Origin of the sequence: Mycolicibacter sinensis, from assembly GCF_001667945.1 — a bacterium.
GTDB lineage: Bacteria > Actinomycetota > Actinomycetes > Mycobacteriales > Mycobacteriaceae > Mycobacterium > Mycobacterium sinense_B.
The window spans coordinates 1-20864 of record NZ_LZJK01000080.1; the positions used below are offsets into that span (position 1 = coordinate 1).

The following is a 20864-nucleotide window of genomic DNA, read 5'->3' on the forward strand; positions in this document are numbered from 1 at the left end:
CCGGTGCGGCAGCGGCCATGCACGGCAGGTGGGCGGCGAACACGGCCTGGCGGGCCAGCGGCCACTGGGTCTGGCCGGCCTCGGCGCCCCCACCAAGGGCGGCTGGGGCCCCGGCCCGGGCGGGGGCTACCTGGTGCGGCAGTTCGGCGTAGTGGGCACGCCCAACGGCGGCCAGCTCGCGGTGGCGTTGGCCGCCCAACCCAACGACGGCAGCTTCGATTCCGGGGTGGCTGCGCTCAACCAGATGACCCAGTGGCTCAGCGCCAATGCCGCCCAGCTACCGGGTGGCCGCTGCGCGAGGTAGGTTGGCGGCTAACCACGTGTTACCCGCGAGTAGGAGACAGCCATGCCCGCTCCGTCCGCCGCAGACTTCGACCGGCTGCGTGCACTGGTCGCCATCGACGACATCGACGCCCGGCAATCGAAGACCATCGACGAGGTCTTCACCGGCAAGGCGTTGACCACCATCCCGATCGGCACCGCCGAGGATGTAACGGCGGCCTTCGCCAAGGCCCGCGTCGCACAGCAGCAGTGGGCCGCGCGCAGCGTCAAGGAGCGCTGCGCGATCATCGAGCGCTACCGCGACCTGGTGATCGCCCACCGGGACTTCCTCATGGACGTCGCCCAGGCCGAGACCGGCAAAGCCCGCTCGGCGGCCCAGGAGGAGATCGTCGACATCATGCTCAACGCGCGCTACTACGCGCGCCAGGCCGCCAAGTTGCTGGCTTCTAAGCGGGTGCAGGGCCTGCTGCCCGGCATCGTCAAGACTGTGGTCAACCATCACCCCAAGGGGGTCGTCGGCGTCATCTCGCCGTGGAATTACCCGATGACACTGTCGATTTCGGATGCCATCCCGGCACTGCTGGCCGGTAACGCGGTGGTGGTCAAGCCGGACAGCCAGACCCCGTACTGCACGATGGCCAATGCGGAACTGCTGTATCAGGCCGGGTTGCCGCGTGAGCTGTTCGCGGTGGTGCCCGGGCCGGGGTCGGTGGTGGGCACCGCGATCGTGCAGCAATGCGACTACCTGATGTTCACCGGCTCCAGCGCCACCGGCCGTTCGCTGGCCGAACAGTGCGGCGCCCGGTTGATCGGGTTCTCCGCGGAGCTGGGCGGCAAGAACCCGATGATCGTCACCAAGGGCGCGAATCTGACCGAGGTCGCCAAGGCCGCCACCCGCGCCTGCTTCTCCAACGCCGGGCAGCTGTGCATCTCGATCGAGCGGATCTACGTCGAGCGCGAGATCGCCGACGAGTTCGCCGCGAAGTTCGCCGAGCAGGTGCGTGCCATGAAGCTGTCGGGCGCCTATGACTTCTCCGCCGACATGGGCAGCCTGATCTCCGAAGACCAGATCAAGACCGTCTCCAACCATGTCGATGACGCAAAGGCCAAGGGCGCCAAGGTCGTTGCCGGCGGCAACGCCCGCCCTGACATCGGGCCGCTGTTCTTCGAACCCACAGTGCTGACCGACGTCACCGACGAGATGGAGTGCGGGCGCAATGAGACGTTCGGCCCGGTGGTCTCCATCTACCCGGTCGACAGCATCGATGAGGCGATCGCACGCGCCAACGACACCGAATACGGGCTCAACGCCAGCGTATGGGCCGCGACCAAGGCCCAGGGTGAGGCGATCGCCGCTCGCATCAAGTCGGGCACCGTCAACGTCGACGAAGGCTACGCGCTGGCATTCGGCAGCACCGCCGCACCGATGGGTGGCATGAAGGCCTCCGGGGTGGGTCGCCGGCACGGCGCCGACGGCATTCTCAAGTACACCGAGTCGCAGACGGTCTCCACCGCCCGGATCCTGAACCTGGACCCGCCGCTGGGCATTTCGGGTCCGCTGTGGCAGAAACTGCTGACCCCGATGATCCGGCTGGTGCAGGCGCTACCTGGCCGGTAGCTGAGAGCGGCCTGTAGCCCCTTGTAGGGGTCTACTGAGAGGTTTAGCGTCACTTCGTAGGCCATCCCTGCGAAGGAGGCGGACATGCAGCACGCAGTTCGGCCCTGTCTCACGACCGCGGTTCTGGGCGCCGGGATCATCGCCGCACCCGCGGCCGCGCCCCAAAGCGTCCATACCGCTCCGGTCCGGCTGGCCAGCGGGGAGAACATCGCGTTCGTCATCGGCGGCAGCGGCGATCCCATCCCGTCGGACCAGTACGTGGACACCAACAACACCCTCTACGTGCAACCCAACTTCCCCGGCTACATCCCGCAGGCGCTGTTCACCCCGGAGGGCAACTATGCGCTCTACACCGGAGTCAAGAGCCTGACGCTGGATCAATCCGAAGCCCAGGGCGTGACGATCCTCAAGGATGCGATCGAAAAGCAGATCGCGGCGGGCAACCACGTCGCCGTGCTCGGCGACTCGCAGAGTTCCACCATCTCCTCGATGGTCATGAGCGAGCTTGCGGCCGATCACATCTCGAAAGACGACGTCGGTTTCGTGCTGCTGGCCGACCCCAACCAGCCCGACGGCGGGTTGTTCGAGCGGTTGACCGGGGTGACCATCCCGAGCCTGGGAATCACGTTCAACGGCGCCACCCCCGACGACCTCTACCCGACCACCATCTACATGCAGGCCTACGACGGGTTTTCGGACATCCCGCGCTACCCGATCAACTTTCTGGCCGACCTGAATTCGATTCTCGGCATCCAGTTCGTACATCCCACCTACCAGGATCTGACCCCCGAGCAACTGGCGTCCGCGGTCAAGCTGGACACCGTCGGCGACACCATGACTACCTACTACGGGATTCCGCTCAGCGACGAGACGGTTCCGTATCTGCCGCTACTGCAACCGCTGCTGCTCGTCCCCGGCCTCGGCAAGCCGCTGGCCGACCTGCTGCAGCCGATCCTGACCCCGCTGGTGAACCTGGGCTACGGCGACCCGGACTTCGGCTGGGACACCGGTCCGGCGAACGTGCCGACCCCGTTCGGGTTGTTTCCGGACACCGACATGGTGGTCAAGGCTTTCCAGGAGGCGGCGGCCGGTGTGCCGACCGGAATCCAGGCGTTCACCGATGACTTGGGTTCGCTGGATCTGTCGAACCTGTCCAGCTCGGCGGCCTCGGAGGTGGCCGGCAGCTTCAATCTGACCGACTTCGTGAACTCCCTGACCGCGGCGTTCTCCACGGCGTATGCGGCGCTGCTGCCGACCGCCGATGTGATCACCGGAGTCACCACCACAATCCCGACCTATGACCTGCAATGGTTCACCGACGGCCTGCAGTCGGGCAACCTGCTGGAGGCGATATTTCAGCCGATCGCCAACAACACCTACCTGTACACGCTGGCCGCCGGATTCGAAGCCTTCGCGCTGATCAGCACGGCCGAATCGATCAGCGCCGACCTGTCCGGGCTTTTCCCCGGTTAGCGGCCCGCTCCAACTCGGCCAACGCCGGCTCGATCGCGTCGGCCATCTCGTCGATGTCGTCGGCGACCTCCGGCGTGGTGACGAACCCGAAGTCGAGGTGGTCGCGGTAGGAGAAGCAGGTGATGTTCAGCGCCACGTCGAGCACCGGCGGGCCAAGTGGCACCAGCGATTCCAGTTCCGCTCCAGCCATGTAGAGCGGGAACGACGGGCCGGGAACGTTGGAGACGACGAGGTTGATGGGCGCCAACCGATTCGACAGCCCGGTCGCGGTGTAGGCGCGCGCGGCAAGCTGCAGTAGTCCGGGCGGGGTGGTGTCGGTCAGTCCCATGATCTGATGCGCCGAGAGCGCCTTGGCCATCTGCTTGGCGCTCTGGGTGTTCTCGTGAATCATCTTGAGCCGATGGTTGGGCCCTTCGATGTCGGTGGCCAACGACACCGTCATCGAACTGACCTTGTTACCGACCTCGCCCTGACTGTCCTCGGTGCGGGTCGACACCGGGATCTGGGCGACCAGCGGCTTCTCGGGCAGCTCGCCCCGCTTGCTCAGATAATCGCGGGCGGCACCGGCGACCATGGCGAGCACCACGTCGTTGAGCTTCACACCGTAGGCGTCTTTGACCGCCTTGACCCGCTCGAGTTCGACTCGGGCGCCGGTGATCCGGCGATGTGGCGACACACTGGCATTGAATCGGGTCACCGGAGCATCGAAGTAGCGCGGAGGTTTGCGGCTCACACCCAGGCCGATCGTGGCGATCTGCTGGCGGACGGTCTGCTGCAGCAGCCGGCCGATGCGAAACGGCGTTTTGACGGCGACGTTGACCAGCGCTCCGACCGCTTGGCGCTCGAAGCTGGGAACGCTCTCCCCGGTCAGCGATCCGACCGCTTCCGGTTGCGGCGGACGCGGTTCCGGGGTGACGTCGAGCATGATCTCGGACAAGCCGGCGCCGGAGACGCCGTCGACGATCGCGTGATGCATCTTGGTTAGGGTCGCAACCCGGCCGCCTTCGACCCCTTCGATCACCCACACTTCCCACAGCGGCCGGGAGCGGTCGAGCTTGTAGGACATCAGCCGGCCCACCAGCTCTTCGACTTCGCGGCGCCCACCCGGCGCGGGAACGCCGATGCGCCGCACGTGAAAGTCGATGTCGAGTTCGTCGTCCTCGACGAACCACGGCCGGTCCAGCCCCAGCGGTGCCCCGCTGACTCGCCAGCGCAGCTGCGGCAGTTGTGGTAGCCGCTCGATCAGCAGTTGGCGGACCAGCGCAAAACTGTAATTCGGCGCATTGCTGGGATCCAGGATCGCCAGACCACCGATGTGCATGTGCCAGCCGGCCGTTTCGGCTGACCAGAACGCCGCGTCGACGCCCGAGAGTCGCTGCATCGACCGAGACTAACGCCGCACCCGGGTCGCTGGACGCGGATCGCCGGGGAAAGCGGGCAAACTAGCTGTCGGCCGTCACATGCTTGGCGTGCACCTCGTCGGCGGGGCGCGCCTCGGTTTGCTCCTTGGCCCAGCGGTAGTCCGGCTTGCCGGCCGGTGAGCGCTTCACTTCGTCGACGAACCACAGGCTGCGGGGCACCTTGTAGCCGGCGATTTCGGTGCGGGCGCAGGTATTGATCTCCTCAAGGGACGGCCGGGCGTTCCCGCGCGCCTGCACCACCGCCGCCACGTGCTGGCCGTAGCGGGCGTCGGGCACGCCGACCACCAGGGCGTCGAACACGTCCGGGTGAGTCTTGAGCGCGGCTTCGACCTCCTCGGGGTAGATCTTCTCGCCCCCGGAGTTGATCGACACCGAGCCGCGACCCAGCATGGTGACGGTGCCGTCGGCCTCGACCTGCGCGAAGTCGCCGGGGATCGCGTAGCGCACGCCGTTGATGGTGCGGAACGTCTCGGCGGTCTTCTTCTCGTCCTTGTAGTAGCCGACCGGGATGTGACCACGCTTGGCGATGATGCCGCGCACGCCGGAGCCGGGTTGGACCTCGTTGCCGTCGTCGTCGAGCACCACGGTGTTCTTGTCGATGGTGACCCGGGGGCCCCCGGTGTGCGCTTCGCCCTTGGCGACGATGCTGGTGCCGCCGAAGCCGGTCTCGCTCGACCCGATGGAGTCGGTGATGATCCGGTTGGGCAGCAACTCCAGCAGTCGTTCCTTGATGCTGGGGCTGAACAGCGCTGCGGTGGACGCCAACAGGAACAGCGACGACAGGTCATACTCGTTACCCGCGTCTTGGTGGGCCAGCAGCGCATCCAGCAGCGGGCGCGCCATCGCGTCCCCGGTGAAGAACAACAGGTTGACCTTGTGGTCGTGGATGGTGCGCCATACCGCGTCGGCGTCGAATTCCGGTGCCAGAACGACGGTTTGACCGCTGAACAGCGACATCCAGGTCGCCGACTGGGTGGCGCCGTGGATCATCGGCGGGATCGGGTGGCGGACCATCGGCGGGTTGGCGACGGCCTGCTTGGCCAGGTCGTACTCGTCGGCGATCGGCTCGCCGGTGGCGAAGTCGGTGCCGCCGAATAGCACCCGGTAGATGTCCTCGTGCCGCCACATCACGCCCTTGGGGAAGCCGGTGGTGCCGCCGGTGTAGAGCAGGTAGATGTCGTCGGCGCTGCGCGGCCCGAAGTCACGCTCCGGCGAACTCTGCGCCAGCGCCGCTTCGAACTCCACCCCGCCGTAGCGGCCGTAGTCCAGGTCGCTGCCGTCCTCGACCACCAGGATGGTCTTGACCTTCGGGGTGTCAGGCAGCACGTTGGCGACCCGGTCGCAGTACTGGCGCTCGTGCACCAGCGCGACCATGTCCGAGTTGTCGAACAGGTAGCGCAGCTCGCCCTCGACGTAACGGAAGTTGACGTTGACCAGGATGGCGCCGGCCTTGATGATGCCGAGCATCGCAACGACGATCTCGTTGCGGTTGCGGCAGTACAGGCCGACCTTGTCGTCCTTCTTGACGCCCTGGCTGATCAGGTAGTGCGCTAGCCGGTTGGCCTTCTCTTCCAGCTGCCCATAGGTCAGCTTCTCGTCCCCACAGATCAGGGCGACCCGATCCGGAACGGCATCGATGGCGTGTTCGGCGAGATCCGCGATGTTGAGAGCCACAACACACAAACTAGAACGTGTTACATTTCGTTTTCAAGTCGAGGCCCCAACCTGGAAAGGCGGACGCCGGTGAGCGAGTCGTCACAACAGCCCCACGCCCTGGTTGAACAGCGCGGACACACGCTGATCGTCACGCTGAACCGGCCGGAGTCCCGCAACGCGTTGAGCGGCGAAATGCTGGCGATCATGGTCGAGGCGTGGGACCGGGTGGACAACGACGACGAGATCCGCTCGTGCATCCTGACCGGGGCCGGCGGCTACTTCTGCGCCGGCATGGATCTCAAGGCGGCCAACAAGAAGGCGCCCGGCGACTCTTTCAAAGACGGCAGCTACGACCCGTCGCGCATCGACGGCCTGCTCAAGGGTCGCCGGCTGACCAAGCCGCTGATCGCCGCGGTGGAGGGACCCGCCATCGCCGGCGGCACCGAGATCCTGCAGGGCACCGACATCCGTATCGCCGGCGAAAGCGCCAAGTTCGGGATCTCCGAGGCGAAGTGGAGCCTGTATCCGATGGGCGGCTCCGCGGTGCGCCTGGTACGCCAGATTCCCTACACGATGGCGTGCGACCTGCTGTTCACCGGCCGGCACATTACCGCCGCTGAGGCGTTGGAGATGGGCCTGATCGGCCACGTGGTGCCGGACGGTTCCGCGCTGGACAAGGCGCTGGAGATCGCCGAGCAGATCAACAACAACGGTCCGCTGGCGGTGCAGGCGATGCTGCGCACGATCCACGAGACCGAGGGCATGCACGAGAACGACGCCTTCAAGATCGACACCCAGATCGGCATCAAGGTGTTCTTGAGCGAGGACGCCAAGGAAGGCCCGCGTGCCTTCGCCGAGAAGCGCAAGCCCGAGTTCAAGAACCGCTGATGCAGATCGCAGTCACCGGCGGCACCGGCTACCTCGGCGCCCACACCGTCAAGGCGCTGCTGGAAGCCGGGCATTCGGTACGACTGCTGGTCGCGCCGGGCTGCGGTTCCGAGCCCGTCATTCCACGGTTGCGCGAGCTGGGCACGCTGGAGGTGCTCGACGGCGACATCCGTGATGCCGACGTGGTGGGGACGCTGTTGGACGGCTGCGACTCGGTGTTGCACGCCGCCGGGGTGGTCGGCACTAATGACCGCCTGGAAAAGCTGATGTGGGAGATCAACGCCCACGCCACCGAAGCGATCCTGACCCGAGCGGTGGCCGCCGGCCTGGATCCGGTGGTGTCGGTCAGCAGCTACAGCGCGCTGTTCCCGCCCCCCAACGGGGTCATCGGCCCGGACTCACCGACCGTGCCCGGGCGCAGCGCCTACGCGCGCACCAAGGCTTACGGCGAGCGGGTGGCCCGCCGGTTGCAGGACGAGGGCGCGCCGGTGGTGGTCACCTATCCCTCCAGCGTGGTCGGGCCGGCGTTCTGGACGGCGCCCGGGGTCACCGAGCGCGGCTGGGCGCCGATCGTGCGCTACCGGGTGGCGCCGGTGGTGCGCGGCGGGATGGCGATGGTCGACGTCCGCGACGTCGGTCTGGTGCATTCGTCTTTGATGAAGCCCGGTCGAGGTCCGCACCGCTATCTGTGCGGCGGGATCATGGTCGGCTTCGACGAGATGATCGCCGCGGTGGAGGTCGGATTGGGTGCTTCGGTTCGCCGAATCCGGGTGGCCCCCAGTGTGTTCAAGGGCATCGGGAGGGTCAGCGACCTGGCCAGCAAACTGCTGCCGCTGCCGGAGTCGCTGAGTTACGAGGCGGCGTGGTTGTTGACGTCGGCCACCCCGACCGACGACTCGGCGACGTTGGCCGATCTGGGGTTGCAGTGGCGTTCGCCTGTGGACGCGATCGTGGAGTCTTTGCGGGCGGGGTCCCAGCCCGTCTCGCCGAACGTGTAACCACTGCGAAAATCCGGCCGGATTTTCGCAACCATTACACGTTCGGCGTAGGTGTCGGTATCGCTTGGCAGACTCCCGCCATGGCGACACCGTTCCTGGGCAGCGAGGCGGTCCGAAGCGGCCGGTTGACGCCGTACGCCTTGCGGAGCCGGTTCGTCGCGATCCATCCGGACGTTTATGTTCCAGCCGGTACTCGACCCACCGCGGTCTTGCGAGCCCAAGCCGCCTGGCTGTGGTCGCGGCGGCGTGGGGTGGTCGCGGGCCAGTCGGCCGCCGCATTGCACGGCGCGAAGTGGGTTGATGACCACGCGCCGGCGGAGGTGCTCTATGACTGTCGCCGGCCACCCAAGCACATCCACACCTGGTCGGACCGGTTCGACGACGACGAGGTGCAGCTGATCGGCGGCATATTGGTGACCACGCCCGCCCGCACCGCATTCGACCTGGCCTGCCGCTATCCCCAGGTCAAGGCCGTCGCAGCCATCGATGCCCTCGGGCAGGCCACCGACCTCAAAATCACCGACGTCGAGCTGCTGGCCGAACGATACCGGGGCCGCCGCGGGATCTGCGATGCCCGAATCGTACTGCCGCTCGTCGACACCGGTTCTGACTCGCCACAGGAGTCCCGGCTGCGGCTGTTTCTCATCCGATCCGGCTACCCGCCGCCGCAGACCCAGATTCCGGTTTACGACGAATGGCACCAGCTTGTCGCGGTGCTGGACATGGGCTGGGAGGAGATCATGGTCGGCCTGGACTACGAAGGCGAACATCACCGCACCAGCACCCGGCGCTTCAACCAGGACATCCGCCGCCACGAGACGGTGACCGGGCTCGGCTGGATCGACCTGCGGATCACCCTGGAAGACACCGAAGGCGGCATCCTCGGCCGGGTCGCGGACGCCTGGGCACGACGAGCGTGTACTCCCAGCGATTTTCGGGCTCGGTTTTCACGCTGATTACACGCTCGCCTATACCAGCACCGGCTTGGTCGGCGTGAACACGACCGGCATCGCTTCCGGACCGGACACGAAGTTCGCCGGCCGCAGCGGCACCTCGGCTCCGTCGGCCAGGCGCAGATCCGGCAGCCGCTGAAGTACTCGCTCGGTCATCAGCGAAAGCTCCAGCCGGGCCAGCTGATTGCCCATACAGAAGTGGGTGCCGAAGCCGAACGCGAGATGGCTGTTGGGGTTGCGCTGGATGTCGAACCGCTCGGGCTCGTCGAACACCGCCTCATCGAAGTTCGCCGATTCGAACAGCAGCATGATCTTCTCGCCCTGCTTGAGCTGGGTGCCGTGGAACTCGGTGTCGGCGGTCAGCGTGCGGCACATGTTCTTCACCGGCGAGGTCCAGCGCAGCATCTCCTCGATGGCCCCGGGCAGCAGGCTTGAGTCGGCGCGCAGCATCTCCCACTGATCGCGGTGGCGCAGCAGCTGTTCGGTGCCGCCGGACAACGTGTGCCGGGTCGTTTCGTCGCCGCCGATCAGAATCAGCAGGGTCTCGAAGATGATCTCGTCGTCCGACATCTGGGCGCCGTCCACCTCGGCGTTGACCAGTACCGAGAACAGGTCGTCAGTCGGTTCGGCCCGGCGTTTAGTGATGATGTTTCTGGTGAACTCGGTCCAACCGGCGAACGCCTCCATGACCGCCTGGAACGTCGCCGATTCCGGATCCAGGTGTGAGCTCTGCCCGGCCACCAGGTCGTCGGACCACTTGAGCAGCATCGAGCGTTCTTCGGGCAGGACGCCGAGCATGTCGCCGATCACCGCCATCGGCAGCGGCGCGGCGATATCGCGGACGAAGTCGCACTCGCCGCGCTCGCAGACCGCGTCGATCAACGTGTCACACAGTGTCCCGATGGACGGCAGCTGGGCGTGCACCCGCTTGCGGGTGAAGCCGGCGTTGACCAGCTTGCGGCGCACCAGGTGCTCGGGGTCGTCCATGTCGATCATGTACGGCATTCCCGGCTGGTCGGGCCGGATGCCACCGGTGCTGGAGAACAGCTCCGCGTTGCGCTCGGCGTCGATCACCGCGGCATAGCTGGCCGCGGCGGCCTGCCCGTTGCGGTCCCGGAACACCGGCTCGTGCGCCCGCATCCACTTGTAGGCGGCACGCGCCCCACCGTCGGAGTAGAACGTGCCGTCGGTCAGGTCGACGTCGGGCTTGGTCGCCGGCTTTGGATCGGCCATTACCTCGGTCATCAGCGTCCTCCGGATTACAGTGGGCGTCATGGCTCTTTCGCAGCACACCATCGCTGGCACTGTGCTTACCATGCCCGTCCGCATCCGTCAGGCAGATGTGCATAGCGCGATGTTCTCGGTTCCGGCGGACGCCGCCCAGGCGATGATCGACTACAGCGGTCTGCAGGTCTTCCAGCACCGGCCGGGACAGGCCGTGGTCAACCTGATGCTGGCCCGCTACATCGACGGTGATCTCGGCAAGTACCACGAATTCGGGACCGCGGTGATGATCAACCCGCCGGGTACATCGGCGCGCGGCTGGAGTGCGCTGGGTTCCGCCGGTGCGTTCATCCACCACCTGCCGGTGGATCAGGAGTTCACCCTGGAGGCCGGTCGCACCATCTGGGGCTTCCCGAAGATCATGGCGGACTTCACCGTTCGCGACGGCAAGCAGCTCGGTTTCGACGTCGCCGCCGACGGCCAGCACATCGCCACCATGGAATTCGGGCGCGGGCTGCCGGTCCCGGGCCTTTTCACGTCCCGTCCCCGGACGCTGCAGGCCTTCAGCCACCTCGACGGCGTGACCCGGCAGATTCCCTGGGAGATGCGGATTTCCGGGGTGCGCGGGGCGCTGGGCGGTACGACGCTGCGGCTGGGCACCCATCCCTACGCTCGCGAGCTGGCCGAGTTGGGCCTGCCGAAGCGGCCGATGATGTCGTCGACGGTCGGGCACGTCGCGATGACGTTCGGGGATGCTGAGGTGATGGGTCGTTAGCGCCGGCTGACTGGCATCGCCGCCGAACACCGGAGCCGACTGGCCGTACCGAAGTGTGCCCGACCGGTGAATTGACGGCTCTGCGGTCGCCGGTACTGTCAGTGCGCAGCCTGAGTACAGCGGGAAGGCCGAAAATGTCGATCGATGCGGATGCGCTGCGCGCCGAGATCGCTTGAGACCGACCGTGGCGCGCCCTTATCTGGAGTATTTCCAAGTTGATGACCTCATCGCCACGCCGGCGGTGACCCCTGGGCCGTAGATGAAAGTCTGCAGTCGGGCAGCCCCACTCAGATCAACTTTCTGGCCCAGGCGTTCCATCAGGCTGCGGGCTCCGCCACCGCGGCCGAGGAGACCTTTCAGATCGCGCAACAGCACTTCCAGGAGTACAACCGCGAGAACGGCGAGCAGCCGATCAACAACGGTGCCGAGGTGCAGCGGGTGAAAGACGGGCTGCAGGCCACCACGGAACAACTCGGGCGGATCGCCGCCGACCTGGAAAGTATCGCTGAGGCACTGGCTAAAGCTCGACAAACGTCGCACGACAACATCGAGGCACTTAACTCCAACCTACAAACGGTCGACAACATGATCGGCTACTACCGATCCTTGGAAACCGATGGCATCAACTGCGACACCGAGATCAGCCAGTGGCGTCAGCAAGCCAACGATGACACCTCAGTCGGGCTGGAGAATGAAAACGTAATCCGCAACGCGTACGCCAAGACGCTGCAGCAGGCCCTGGATAACCTACGGGCGAAAGATGGCTACGACTTGCAAGGCCTAGTGCCCCAGGACATCCTCCGGAAGCAAGATATGGCCACCACGGTTCGCGACGTTCGTGAACACATCGGCCCGGACGGCCGTCTACACAAAACGCTCACCATGCTGGACGGCAGTCGCCACGAACTTGTCGAAGGCCAGATCCCTGTGTACAGCCACCCGGGCTACGGTACTCGCTACCTCAGCGACACCTACTTCGACAGGAATGGAAACCGTGTGTCGAGCAGCATTACGGAACACAGGCTCACTGATACCGCTAGCTCTCGAGAATTCGATCTGACAGAAATTCGTTTCACGGACGGCACCGCGGTGACGATGACAAGTTGGTCAGACGGCACAGTAACCGGCGACGTCACTACCGCCGCGGGCAAGCATGGCGTTTTGCCAGATGAATTCTTCTCACAGCCGATTCCCACCCTCGCGGGTAGTTCTCTCTCCGGTCTGGAAAAGCAGGCTCAGCGCGGGATTCCATTACTCAGCGCCTCTGCGATCGAAAATGTTAAGGCGGGCGCAAAATGGGGCGGCCCTGCTGTCGGCGTCGCGACAGGCATTTACAACGTAGTGGGCGCGGAAACGGTTCACGATGCTTGTGTTGCTTCCTGGCAGGCCGCCGCTGGAACGGCTGGCGGTATTGCGGCAGACCTATTAGTGGGCGCCTTCGCGCCAGAAACCCTACCCATCGTAGCTACGGGCGCTAATGTAGGCGGAAGCTGGGCGTTCGGGTATCTCGGGGGCATCATCGGGAACCTCACGTGTCTGCCATAAAGTTCTGGACAGGACTATCATTTCTGACCGCAGTTCTGGGTAGCGTCGGGTTGTTATGCCTGGGGTGGGGCGTTTATTCGGTTACGCGGGGTGATTACCTGACAAGTGTTACAGTACTTGGGTTTGCAGTATTTTCACTAGGTACGCTCCTACCGCTGTATGTTATCAAATTCGGTCGAATACGGCCGCGTTGTGAAAAAAATACAACTGGCACCGTGGTTCGCCCCGACCGAACCGTCGATGTCATATTTCAGGTCGCAGCAGCATCGGAATGCCTTGCGATGGGGTTATACGCAATCTTCACACCCTTGGGGATGGTCCATATTCCGGTCCCCGGCGGGATGCGGCACTATTTCCTGATCGCCGCGGCCATAGCGGCGGTTTGGGGCTTCCCCAGCCTATTGAAAATGTTCTGTCGCGGTGGCGTGAGCTCCCTGCGATTGACGGCCGAGGGTTTTGAAATCCGACAAGGGCTGTCCTCCGCGAAAGGCGCATGGGAGGAGGTGCAAGCCATTACGGCTCGGCCTCCGCGCGGTCCGATGCCGCTACGCGGCACCATCTTCATTGTTTTTTCCGATGGACAAAGCCGTTCGCTGGCCGCCGACTCCTACACGCCCGGTGGCCATGCGTTGCGTGAATGGGTGCGCTTCTACTGGACACACCCTGACCGACGCGTCGAACTGACCGATGGTCGTGCCCTTGGCAGACTCCGCAGCCTGCGGTGAGCGGTGGAGGCGGACGCTCTGCAACGTCGAACCCGTGTGCAGCAAGCCATTTGGCGGCGTCATCAACGCTGCCAGCAGCATCGAGAAGCTGTTGGATGACACCGATGATTCTCGTCACCGCGGCACGACTGGCGCCGGTGGCGTCGCTGTTGACGCGGTCCTTGATGGCGTTGCGCTGGGTGAGCTTGTCCTCATCCCATTGCCCGCTTCGCAGATTACGGTGAGCCGTGCGCGTAGGTGGTTGACCGCGGCGGCTGTCGTCCACGCCCGCTTCTTATCCGCTCGATCCAGGCGCGCCAGCGTCTCGGATTCCAGCAACCGGTTCAGGCCGGCCATCGCCACGTCACACGCTGAACCGCTCGCGGTGCTCATGCGGCGTGCCTGCTCGCGGTGACGGCTTGGTGCCAGGCCAGGTGGTAGCGGGCGAGTTCTTCGCTTCCGTCGATCAGGGCGTCGATGGCCGCCAACAGCATCCAGTCGGCGACATCGCGGGGCAGGTGGTGAGGATAGGCCGACAGCACCTTGGTTGCGGTGTCGTTGCTGACGTTGCGGAAGCGTTCGATTTCGTTGTCGGCGACACCGGATCTGCGGGCCACGGCGTGGGCGACGGTCTGCACTATGCGCGGTAGCCGAGAGCTGGCGCCCGCCGCATCGGTGAGTGTGGGTCCGAGTTCGTCGATGCGCTGGCCGTAGCGGGCGCGCTCCCCGGCGCCCGGAAGTGGGTCGTCGGGGCCAGCTTCAGCAACATAGGTGTTGGGCTGATGTGTTGCGGTGGCGACGACCGCACCGAGCAGATCGACCACGCTCAGGTCGTGTCTGCGCTGGGCCGGAGCCAGCAGCGTGACACCGGGCGGCAACAAAACGCCAGGCGGGATCCAGCCCCCGGCCAGGTCGGTCACCAGTACGGTGGTGGTCTCGTCATCGCGCAGCCCAGCCGCCCAAGCGAGGTTGGGTGCCTGGCGCGCCACCGCATCGACTTTGCGCTGCACATCGTCCTGCTCGGCCATGCGTTTGGCGGCGGTGCCAGCCCCCGCTCCGGCCGTACCTCCGGCGGCCGCGCCGCCGGCCAGCGCCGCACCCGACTGCCCACTTGTGCTCGCGGTTGGTTTGCCCGGCGCGGGACGATCACCCGAGGACGCGACGGTGGTACCACCGGAGGTGGGTGTCGTGGGGCCGCCAGGCGCTGAGGGAGACACAGGAGGTGGACCAGCCGTCGGCGTCGGTGCGGCTGGTGCCGCAGCACCGGCGGGGCGAAGGTCCGCCCCGTAGCCCGGCAGCGGACCCGACGGGGCTGCCGGGCCGCCTGCACCGACCGGCGCCGACGGCACCGAGGTCGGCCCAGCGGTCATGGGCGGAGCCGCTGCCGGAGTCGGCATCGTCGCTCCCGTGGTCGAAGCTGTCGGAGCAGCCTCCGGGCTGGAGCCCCCAAGATTTCCCAGATTACCGAGCAGCCCGCCCGCCATCGGCGTTACCGACGGTGAGGGCGGCACCTGCGGACCTGACGACTGACCGAAGCCACCCGAGCCTGGGCCCCCTTGCGCCCATGGCGGTGTACCGCCCAGCCCTCCTGGACCAGCCGGACCCCCGGGAGTACCCGATGCAAATGCTTGGCTCAATCCACCGCCCTCGAGGCTCTGCGGTGTAGCGCCGACCCCACTGCCACCACCGAGGCCTGACGTCGAAGAGGTCAGGGGTGCGGTACCGCCAAGCCCACCACCCATCCCGCCGCCACTGGACGGGCCGAAGCCAGCGCCGCCTCCCGTGAACCCAGGGACACCGCCCGGCGATCCGCCCACATTTCCGCCGGTGCCGCCATTTCCGCCGAACCCGGTAGCACCGCTGGCACCCCCACCATTCGAACCGCCCGCGCTACCTCCGCCTCCGCCATTTCCACCGAACCCGGTAGCACCGCTGGCACCCCCACCATTCGAACCGCCCGCGCTACCTGTGCCTCCGCCATTTCCACCGAACCCGGTGGTACCACCGGCGACGCCGTTGCTTAGGCCGCCTGGATTGCCTCTGTCGCCGCCAAATGCCGTGCCACTGGCGCCGCCGTTGCCGGTGCCCTGTGCCCCCGGGTTACCACCGCCACCTCCGAACCCAGCGTTGCTGAAACTGCCTGCGTTGCCCGGAATGCGCGCCGCGCCGCCATCACCACTGGGCGCGCTCATAGATTGCGATCCGTCGGTGCTGAGAATGCCTCGCCCGCCCGCGCCCCCGTCGCTGCCAGCCGCTTCAGTGGATTGCAATCCACCGGTGCCGCCACCGTGGCCGCCCGCACCACCATCGCCGTTGACCACGGTACGGGCTGGTTGAGGGCCGATGTCGCCGCCGCTGGCCGCGCCGCCATCTCCGCCTGTCCCGCTGCCGGTCGGGGATCCGTTGGTGCTGGGAGCAGTACCGGCGCCGCCTGCACCGCCGTCGCCAGCGTTACCGCTCGTTCCATCCGTAGCCGCGGGCGTGCCGGTTTCCGTCCGTCCCTGACCTCCCGCGCCGCCATCAGGACTTTGTGTACGGGCCACCTCTTCGGCGGTGCGCGGTCGCTGCGGGGGAGGGGCGTCGAAGTTCGCCCCATGGTTTTGCAGCCACTCTCGTGCGTTGGCATCGACACCCGCATCATCGAACATCTGTTGTGTCGCGTCGGCGATCGCGTTCAGGGCGGTTGTACCTGCGCTGGTGGCGTCGGAATTCGCTTGAGCAATCACGGCGTTCACTTCAGGAAGTTTCGTTTCCATGGATCCTTGCCGCTTAAGGATCTGGTCGATTTTGTGGTTGCCGTCGTCCGCGATTGCCTTGAGACGATCCCGCAGATGCTTCACGGCATTGGCGACGCTCTCATTGGCCTCGCTTTTCGCGCGACATTGATGGGCGATGTCAAGCAAACGTTTCTTGCCAAGCCGAAGGCGAGCCACCGTATCGTCCGCGGTGCGGCCACTATTGTGGTCACTCACTAGATTGATGAGCTTATCGAGTTCTTGCGCCTCTTGCTGCTTGGTGGCTGAGTGCCGGGCCCAATGGGTAACCGCCGCGGTCGGTTGGTCGGGAGCGGCAGGCCACCACGCACCTATCAACAAAAACGTGAACGGTCCAGAGTCCGGCAGGTCAGTCACCGCAAAGCCCCTGCATTACGCGATCCTTGGCGTTGAGGTCCTCCCCCGCTTTTTGATATTGCTCGACTGGAGCCGTGGTGCCCATTGCGGTCTGTGTTTGGTAAGCCGCAGCTAAGGCACGAGCAGCCTTACTGTACTTCGCTTCCAGCGCTGGGTTCGCGGAGGCTGTTTCAAGGATCAAAGCACCGTTGGTTAAAGCGACACGAGCTAGCGCTGGGTCGCCAGGTTTAGATGTTTCGATATGCATCGCCTGCGCAGCCAATTTGTACTGGTCACAAAGTTTCGCCTTTGCCTCACCCTTCTGCGCAGCCGTATAGGTAGGAGTTGACCCGGAACCCGAACGGGTGAGCGCCACGATCAACGCGGCCGTAGCAAGGACCACGGCCACGGCGGCCAATGTCGCTGTCAGCCAGTTGCGGGATCGAACTGGTGCGGGCGGTGCGGGCCAGGGCTGTGTCATGGTCACGTCACGGATGGTATCTCCGAGGGCCGATTCTTCGCTTACATCATCGTTTCCAAAATGTGGGCACAGGTCCGAACAACGGGCGCAGTACTGCGACTGTCCAGGACCACGCACCGTCTAGGACACCAGCGACAATCGCCCTCGGAGGCCGCCGCGCAAAACTGAATTGACCCCGAAGGGCCGCCCTGTCAAGGTTGTTAACGACCGATCTGAGAGGGGTTCCGGATGTTCGTCGATCCGGCGATGCTGCGTTCCGGGGCGGCGGATACCCATAGCGCCGGCGCACACGCCCAGGCCGGGGCGACGCTGCTAAACCAGGCCTCCGTAGCAGAGGGCATTTTCGGCGGCTTCGGCGCCGCGGACGTCTTCCACAACGCGATCTCCGCAGCCCACACCGAGCACATCACCACCCTCACAGACCACCGCCGCACCTTGGCCGACGTCGGCGACAAAGCCCACCATGCCGCGCGTGAGTTCACCGGTATGGATCAGCACAACGCGGCCCAGCTTCGTGCGGTGCGGTGCAACTCCGGCACATAAACCTGGCGCTGCTGATCGACGCCGCCGGCGGTGACCCGTGGCAGGTCAACAACACGCTGCAGAGCGGCAAACCAGCCGTCATCGACGAGCTGGCGCGGGCCTTCCACGACGCCGGCGCCTGCACCGCCGAATCCAGTGCCGCGTTCGCCCAAGCCCGCCAACGCTTCCAGGCCGCCTGGAACCGGGAGAACGGCGAACACCCGATCAACGACTCCGCCGAAGTGCAGCGCGCCACCACCACCTTGCATCTACAACAAACCCAACTCACCGCGATCGGCACCGACCTAGAGAACATCGCCGCCGTGCTGGCCGAGGCCCAGAAGTCCGCGGCCGCGAAGATCAACGCACTGGAGATCCAGCTTCAAGACATCGACAACCGCATCGGGATGTACCAGCAGGCGAACCTCGACACCTCCGAGTTGGAACAGGTCGCGATCGACGACACCGCCGGCATCCTGCATCAACTCGAAAAGCTGCGCGACGACTACGCCGCAATACTTCAAGCTTCGACGACCAAGCTGCTGTCCCATGGCTACGACGCGGCACCGCTGCACGGCCCCCTAAGCCCCTCCACGACTTCGCCGGACGACCAGTCCGCATTCGAGGAACTGTTGCGCGCCAATAACCAAGCGGTACTCGATGCGATGGCCCGGGTACGGGCCGCCCAAAAAGCGCTCGACGACGCCACGGCCAAGGCTTACCAGCAAGGCGCCGGCAGCGAAGCGGCCCAAGACGCGATGACCCGGCTGCCGACCTTGAAGAAAAACCTGGCCGATGCCCTCGATGACCTGGGCAAGATCCCCGACTACTCAAAAATCGATCCGGCCTCGGTGCACTTGGGCCCCGACGGCGCCGTGTCGTTCGCCTACACCCTGGCGGGCTAGAAGATGGTGGTGACCGGCACCCTCAAAAACGGCACCGGCGAAATCTATGACCAAGGCGCCGGCAGCGGCAGCGGCGCCTACTTCACCTATCAGGATGGCAAGCTGGTCGCCTCCCGGTTCCTCGACCCCGGCCGGGTCACCCCTGACGACGCGCTGCTGCAGAACGTCATCTTCACCGCCGTGGGCGCCGGACCCGCCGTCACCGCCGGCAAGGCCGGCGTCGAAGCCGGCTGGCAAGGCATGCGGTCCCTGTTCGCCCGCGAAGCCCTCGCAACCAGTGGCGGTAGCGCTGCCGGCCTGACCGCCGACAACGTGCTGCCACGGGCAATCACCCAAGCCGAGATCCGCGCCCAAGCCGCCACCGACGATCTCGCTATCCACCACCCCGGCGTGCACACCCCGGTCACCACCAGTGGCGAGCACATCCCACCGTTAACGACCGCCGACCACGGCCCACCGGTGCTTGCCCACGACCACGTCCCGCACAGCGGCCCACATGTGCCGGCGTCAGCAACCGAGGTACAGCCACTGCCTCCAGATTCGCCCTTGTTCGACGGCCACCACCCCATCGAACCGGGACCACAATTCACCGACTCCGCCGGCCATTTGATCTATCCTAACGACAGCCTGGCCAGCAAGCCCTACGCAATACCAGGCAGCGTCATTCCCGACGCCGACTTGGCCGCGGGAACCGAACTCGGACGATTCGGGTATCCCAGTGGCGCCTACCTCGCCCCCGAAGGCACCCCGTTCGCCCAGCTGTCACTACCGCCCAGCAGTGCCACTAAGCCCTATTACACATTTGTCGTAAATGATCCGACAGCTCTTCCGCCCGGCTGGCATATCGAGCAGTCCCGGGCAGCCCCGTGGTTCCACCAACCCGGCGGCGGCATCCAATATCGGGTGATAGCACCGCCAGGGCAAGAAGCCTCGGTGGATGCATTGATTGAGTCAGGCTACCTGAAGGAGGTTCGGAGATGACAGACAAATTCGCTCGACTGTCCCGCGCGTGGACCGAGTGGGCTAATTTGGCCCGCCTGAGGGGCGTTTCTGTATCGCTGGACGGCGCCAAAGCCGAGGCAACGTTCATAGCTGATGATGAATCATTCCATCTTGGTAGAGATGGTGAATGGTGGGTGGTCGATAAAACAGATGATCGCGGCAAGCACTACGCGGCTATCGCAAAATTTTCTGACTTCGAACTTCTAGAGAAATACCTGATTTGGCGATGGAGTTCTACTGCACGTAGCGCATTCGCCCTAGAAAGCCTGGGCCCGCCCCTGTACAAGATGGGCTTCAGCAGTGACGTCACGGTAACGCCAACCGGAGACGAATGGGAAACGGAGATCAAATCGCCTGCTGGGAGCGCTATTCTAGGGCAGCCTTACAGTACGATATTCAGTCACTTGATGTCGAAATCAGTTGAGGAGATCGAAGAGATGGTCAGAGAAGGATTTCCGCGATAAATGCGGCCGTGTCGGCCATGAGCAACGTCAAGCAAGCGATTCCTGCCGAGCGTTAGACGAGTTAGCATGTCCTCCGCGGTCTGACCACTGTTGTTTTGCCCTAGTAAAGTGGCGAGGTTGCGGATGTATTCAGCCTCTTCCTGCTTCGCCTGCTGGTGACCGAACCAAAAGCCGACTGCGTCAGCTGGCTGGGTGGGTGGTGCAGGCCACCACGCACCGATCAACATCCGCGTGAAAGGCCTATAGTCGGGGAGGTCACTCACCGCACAATCCCTGCATCACGCGGTCTTTTACATTCATGTCATCAACGGACTCATTATACTGCTCCCTGGTGGCCATGCCAGTCGTGCCAATTGCCGCTGTTGTTTGGTAAGTGGCCGCCAAGGCGCGGGCTGCGTCACGTTGTTTGGCGTCTAACGCAGGATTTGCGGCCGCTGTCTCTAGAATCAGGGCACCGTTGGACATGGCAATGCGGGCCAGCGCAGTGTTGTCGGGCGTCGAAGTCTCGATGTGCATTGCGCGCGCGGCAAGTTTATACTTTTCACACAAATCCCTCTTCGCTTCCGCCTTCTCCGCCGCCGTATAGGTCGCACTCGACCCCGATCCGGACCGCGTCAGCGCAACGATCAACGCCACCGCCGCAAGAACCACGGCCACGGCGGCCAGTGTCGCTGTCAGCCAGTTCCGAGACCGGATTGGTGCGGGCGGTGCGGGCCAAGGCTGTGTCATGGTCACGTCACGGATGGTATCCCCGAGGGCCAATTCTTCGCTTACATCATCGTTTCCAAAATGTGGGCACAGGTCCGAACAACGGGCGCAGTACTGCGACTGTCCAGGACCACG

19 protein-coding genes and 1 pseudogene are annotated in these 20864 nt (G+C 65.1%); 14 read left to right on the forward strand and 6 right to left on the reverse strand.

The features are described 5' to 3' along the window. From A5694_RS11245 to A5694_RS11255, 3 genes and pseudogenes are all read left to right on the forward strand, one after another. Window positions 1-304 (forward strand): annotated as a pseudogene (locus tag A5694_RS11245) (hypothetical protein); the annotation flags it as partial. 42 nt (window positions 305-346) lie between these two features. Next, window positions 347-1900 carry a succinic semialdehyde dehydrogenase gene (locus A5694_RS11250; RefSeq protein ID WP_064921922.1) on the forward strand — a complete coding sequence of 518 codons (1554 nt, stop codon included), beginning with the start codon at window positions 347-349 and terminating at the stop codon, window positions 1898-1900. Between the two features lie 84 nt (window positions 1901-1984). Then, the gene (locus tag A5694_RS11255) at window positions 1985-3373 is read left to right on the forward strand and encodes a PE-PPE domain-containing protein (protein WP_064921923.1); all 1389 of its coding nucleotides are present in this window, start codon (window positions 1985-1987) and stop codon (window positions 3371-3373) included. Here the strand turns inward: A5694_RS11255 and A5694_RS11260 are convergent. Together A5694_RS11260 and A5694_RS11265 are read right to left on the reverse strand one after the other, a co-directional pair. Beyond that, window positions 3339-4754, reverse strand: a complete 1416-nt coding sequence (locus A5694_RS11260) for a WS/DGAT/MGAT family O-acyltransferase (protein WP_064921924.1) — start codon at window positions 4752-4754, stop codon at window positions 3339-3341. The genes A5694_RS11255 and A5694_RS11260 overlap by 35 nt on opposite strands. A 61-nt stretch (window positions 4755-4815) precedes the next feature. Continuing rightward, window positions 4816-6468: an acyl-CoA synthetase gene (locus tag A5694_RS11265; protein ID WP_064921925.1), complete on the reverse strand. Its 1653-nt coding sequence runs from the start codon at window positions 6466-6468 to the stop codon at window positions 4816-4818. A 69-nt stretch (window positions 6469-6537) separates the two neighbouring features. On the opposite strand from A5694_RS11265, the gene A5694_RS11270 reads away from it, so the two are divergent. The 3 genes from A5694_RS11270 (at window position 6538) to A5694_RS11280 (ending at window position 9292) form a co-directional block, all read left to right on the forward strand. After that, complete coding sequence (locus A5694_RS11270) at window positions 6538-7338, forward strand: crotonase/enoyl-CoA hydratase family protein (protein WP_064921926.1); 801 nt, start codon at window positions 6538-6540, stop codon at window positions 7336-7338. Next, window positions 7338-8336, forward strand: a complete 999-nt coding sequence (locus A5694_RS11275) for an NAD-dependent epimerase/dehydratase family protein (RefSeq protein ID WP_064921927.1) — start codon at window positions 7338-7340, stop codon at window positions 8334-8336. The genes A5694_RS11270 and A5694_RS11275 overlap by 1 nt, the downstream gene beginning before the upstream one ends. 80 nt (window positions 8337-8416) lie before the next feature. Further along, complete coding sequence (locus tag A5694_RS11280; RefSeq protein WP_064921928.1) at window positions 8417-9292, forward strand: hypothetical protein; 876 nt, start codon at window positions 8417-8419, stop codon at window positions 9290-9292. A 12-nt stretch (window positions 9293-9304) separates the two neighbouring features. Here A5694_RS11280 and A5694_RS11285 read toward each other — a convergent pair whose 3' ends face one another. Further along, window positions 9305-10534, reverse strand: coding sequence for a cytochrome P450 (locus tag A5694_RS11285; protein WP_064921929.1), 1230 nt, complete (start codon window positions 10532-10534; stop codon window positions 9305-9307). Between the two features lie 28 nt (window positions 10535-10562). On the opposite strand from A5694_RS11285, the gene A5694_RS11290 reads away from it, so the two are divergent. From A5694_RS11290 to A5694_RS23660, 3 genes are all read left to right on the forward strand, one after another. After that, window positions 10563-11288 (forward strand): acetoacetate decarboxylase family protein, encoded by a 726-nt coding sequence (locus A5694_RS11290; protein ID WP_064921948.1) that lies wholly within the window; start codon window positions 10563-10565, stop codon window positions 11286-11288. A gap of 291 nt (window positions 11289-11579) precedes the next feature. After that, window positions 11580-12833 (forward strand): hypothetical protein, encoded by a 1254-nt coding sequence (locus A5694_RS11295; protein ID WP_428844272.1) that lies wholly within the window; start codon window positions 11580-11582, stop codon window positions 12831-12833. 215 nt (window positions 12834-13048) lie between these two features. Further along, the gene (locus A5694_RS23660) at window positions 13049-13558 is read left to right on the forward strand and encodes a hypothetical protein (RefSeq protein WP_131809565.1); all 510 of its coding nucleotides are present in this window, start codon (window positions 13049-13051) and stop codon (window positions 13556-13558) included. A 368-nt stretch (window positions 13559-13926) separates the two neighbouring features. Here A5694_RS23660 and A5694_RS24610 read toward each other — a convergent pair whose 3' ends face one another. Then, window positions 13927-14565, reverse strand: coding sequence for a DUF5631 domain-containing protein (locus A5694_RS24610; protein ID WP_234787915.1), 639 nt, complete (start codon window positions 14563-14565; stop codon window positions 13927-13929). 1260 nt (window positions 14566-15825) lie between these two features. Here A5694_RS24610 and A5694_RS24615 point away from each other — a divergent pair. Beyond that, window positions 15826-16512: a hypothetical protein gene (locus A5694_RS24615; RefSeq protein WP_131809567.1), complete on the forward strand. Its 687-nt coding sequence runs from the start codon at window positions 15826-15828 to the stop codon at window positions 16510-16512. A gap of 148 nt (window positions 16513-16660) precedes the next feature. Here A5694_RS24615 and A5694_RS22560 read toward each other — a convergent pair whose 3' ends face one another. Continuing rightward, entirely contained in the window at window positions 16661-17128 is a 468-nt protein-coding gene (locus tag A5694_RS22560; RefSeq protein WP_234786500.1) for a hypothetical protein, read from the reverse strand. A 228-nt stretch (window positions 17129-17356) separates the two neighbouring features. On the opposite strand from A5694_RS22560, the gene A5694_RS11315 reads away from it, so the two are divergent. From A5694_RS11315 to A5694_RS23670, 4 genes are read left to right on the forward strand one after another with little or no spacing between them, the layout of a single operon-like run. After that, on the forward strand, window positions 17357-17671 hold the full coding sequence (locus A5694_RS11315) for a DUF2563 family protein (protein ID WP_064921933.1): 315 nt from the start codon (window positions 17357-17359) through the stop codon (window positions 17669-17671). Continuing rightward, window positions 17653-18555: a hypothetical protein gene (locus A5694_RS23260; protein WP_109535670.1), complete on the forward strand. Its 903-nt coding sequence runs from the start codon at window positions 17653-17655 to the stop codon at window positions 18553-18555. The genes A5694_RS11315 and A5694_RS23260 overlap by 19 nt, the downstream gene beginning before the upstream one ends. A 9-nt stretch (window positions 18556-18564) precedes the next feature. Then, window positions 18565-19536: a TNT domain-containing protein gene (locus A5694_RS23265; protein ID WP_234786495.1), complete on the forward strand. Its 972-nt coding sequence runs from the start codon at window positions 18565-18567 to the stop codon at window positions 19534-19536. After that, window positions 19533-20021, forward strand: coding sequence for a hypothetical protein (locus A5694_RS23670; protein ID WP_131809569.1), 489 nt, complete (start codon window positions 19533-19535; stop codon window positions 20019-20021). The genes A5694_RS23265 and A5694_RS23670 overlap by 4 nt, the downstream gene beginning before the upstream one ends. 255 nt (window positions 20022-20276) lie before the next feature. On the opposite strand, the gene A5694_RS11325 is transcribed toward A5694_RS23670, so the two are convergent. Then, window positions 20277-20678, reverse strand: coding sequence for a hypothetical protein (locus tag A5694_RS11325; RefSeq protein WP_234786494.1), 402 nt, complete (start codon window positions 20676-20678; stop codon window positions 20277-20279). Window positions 20679-20864: the final 186 nt, after the last annotated feature.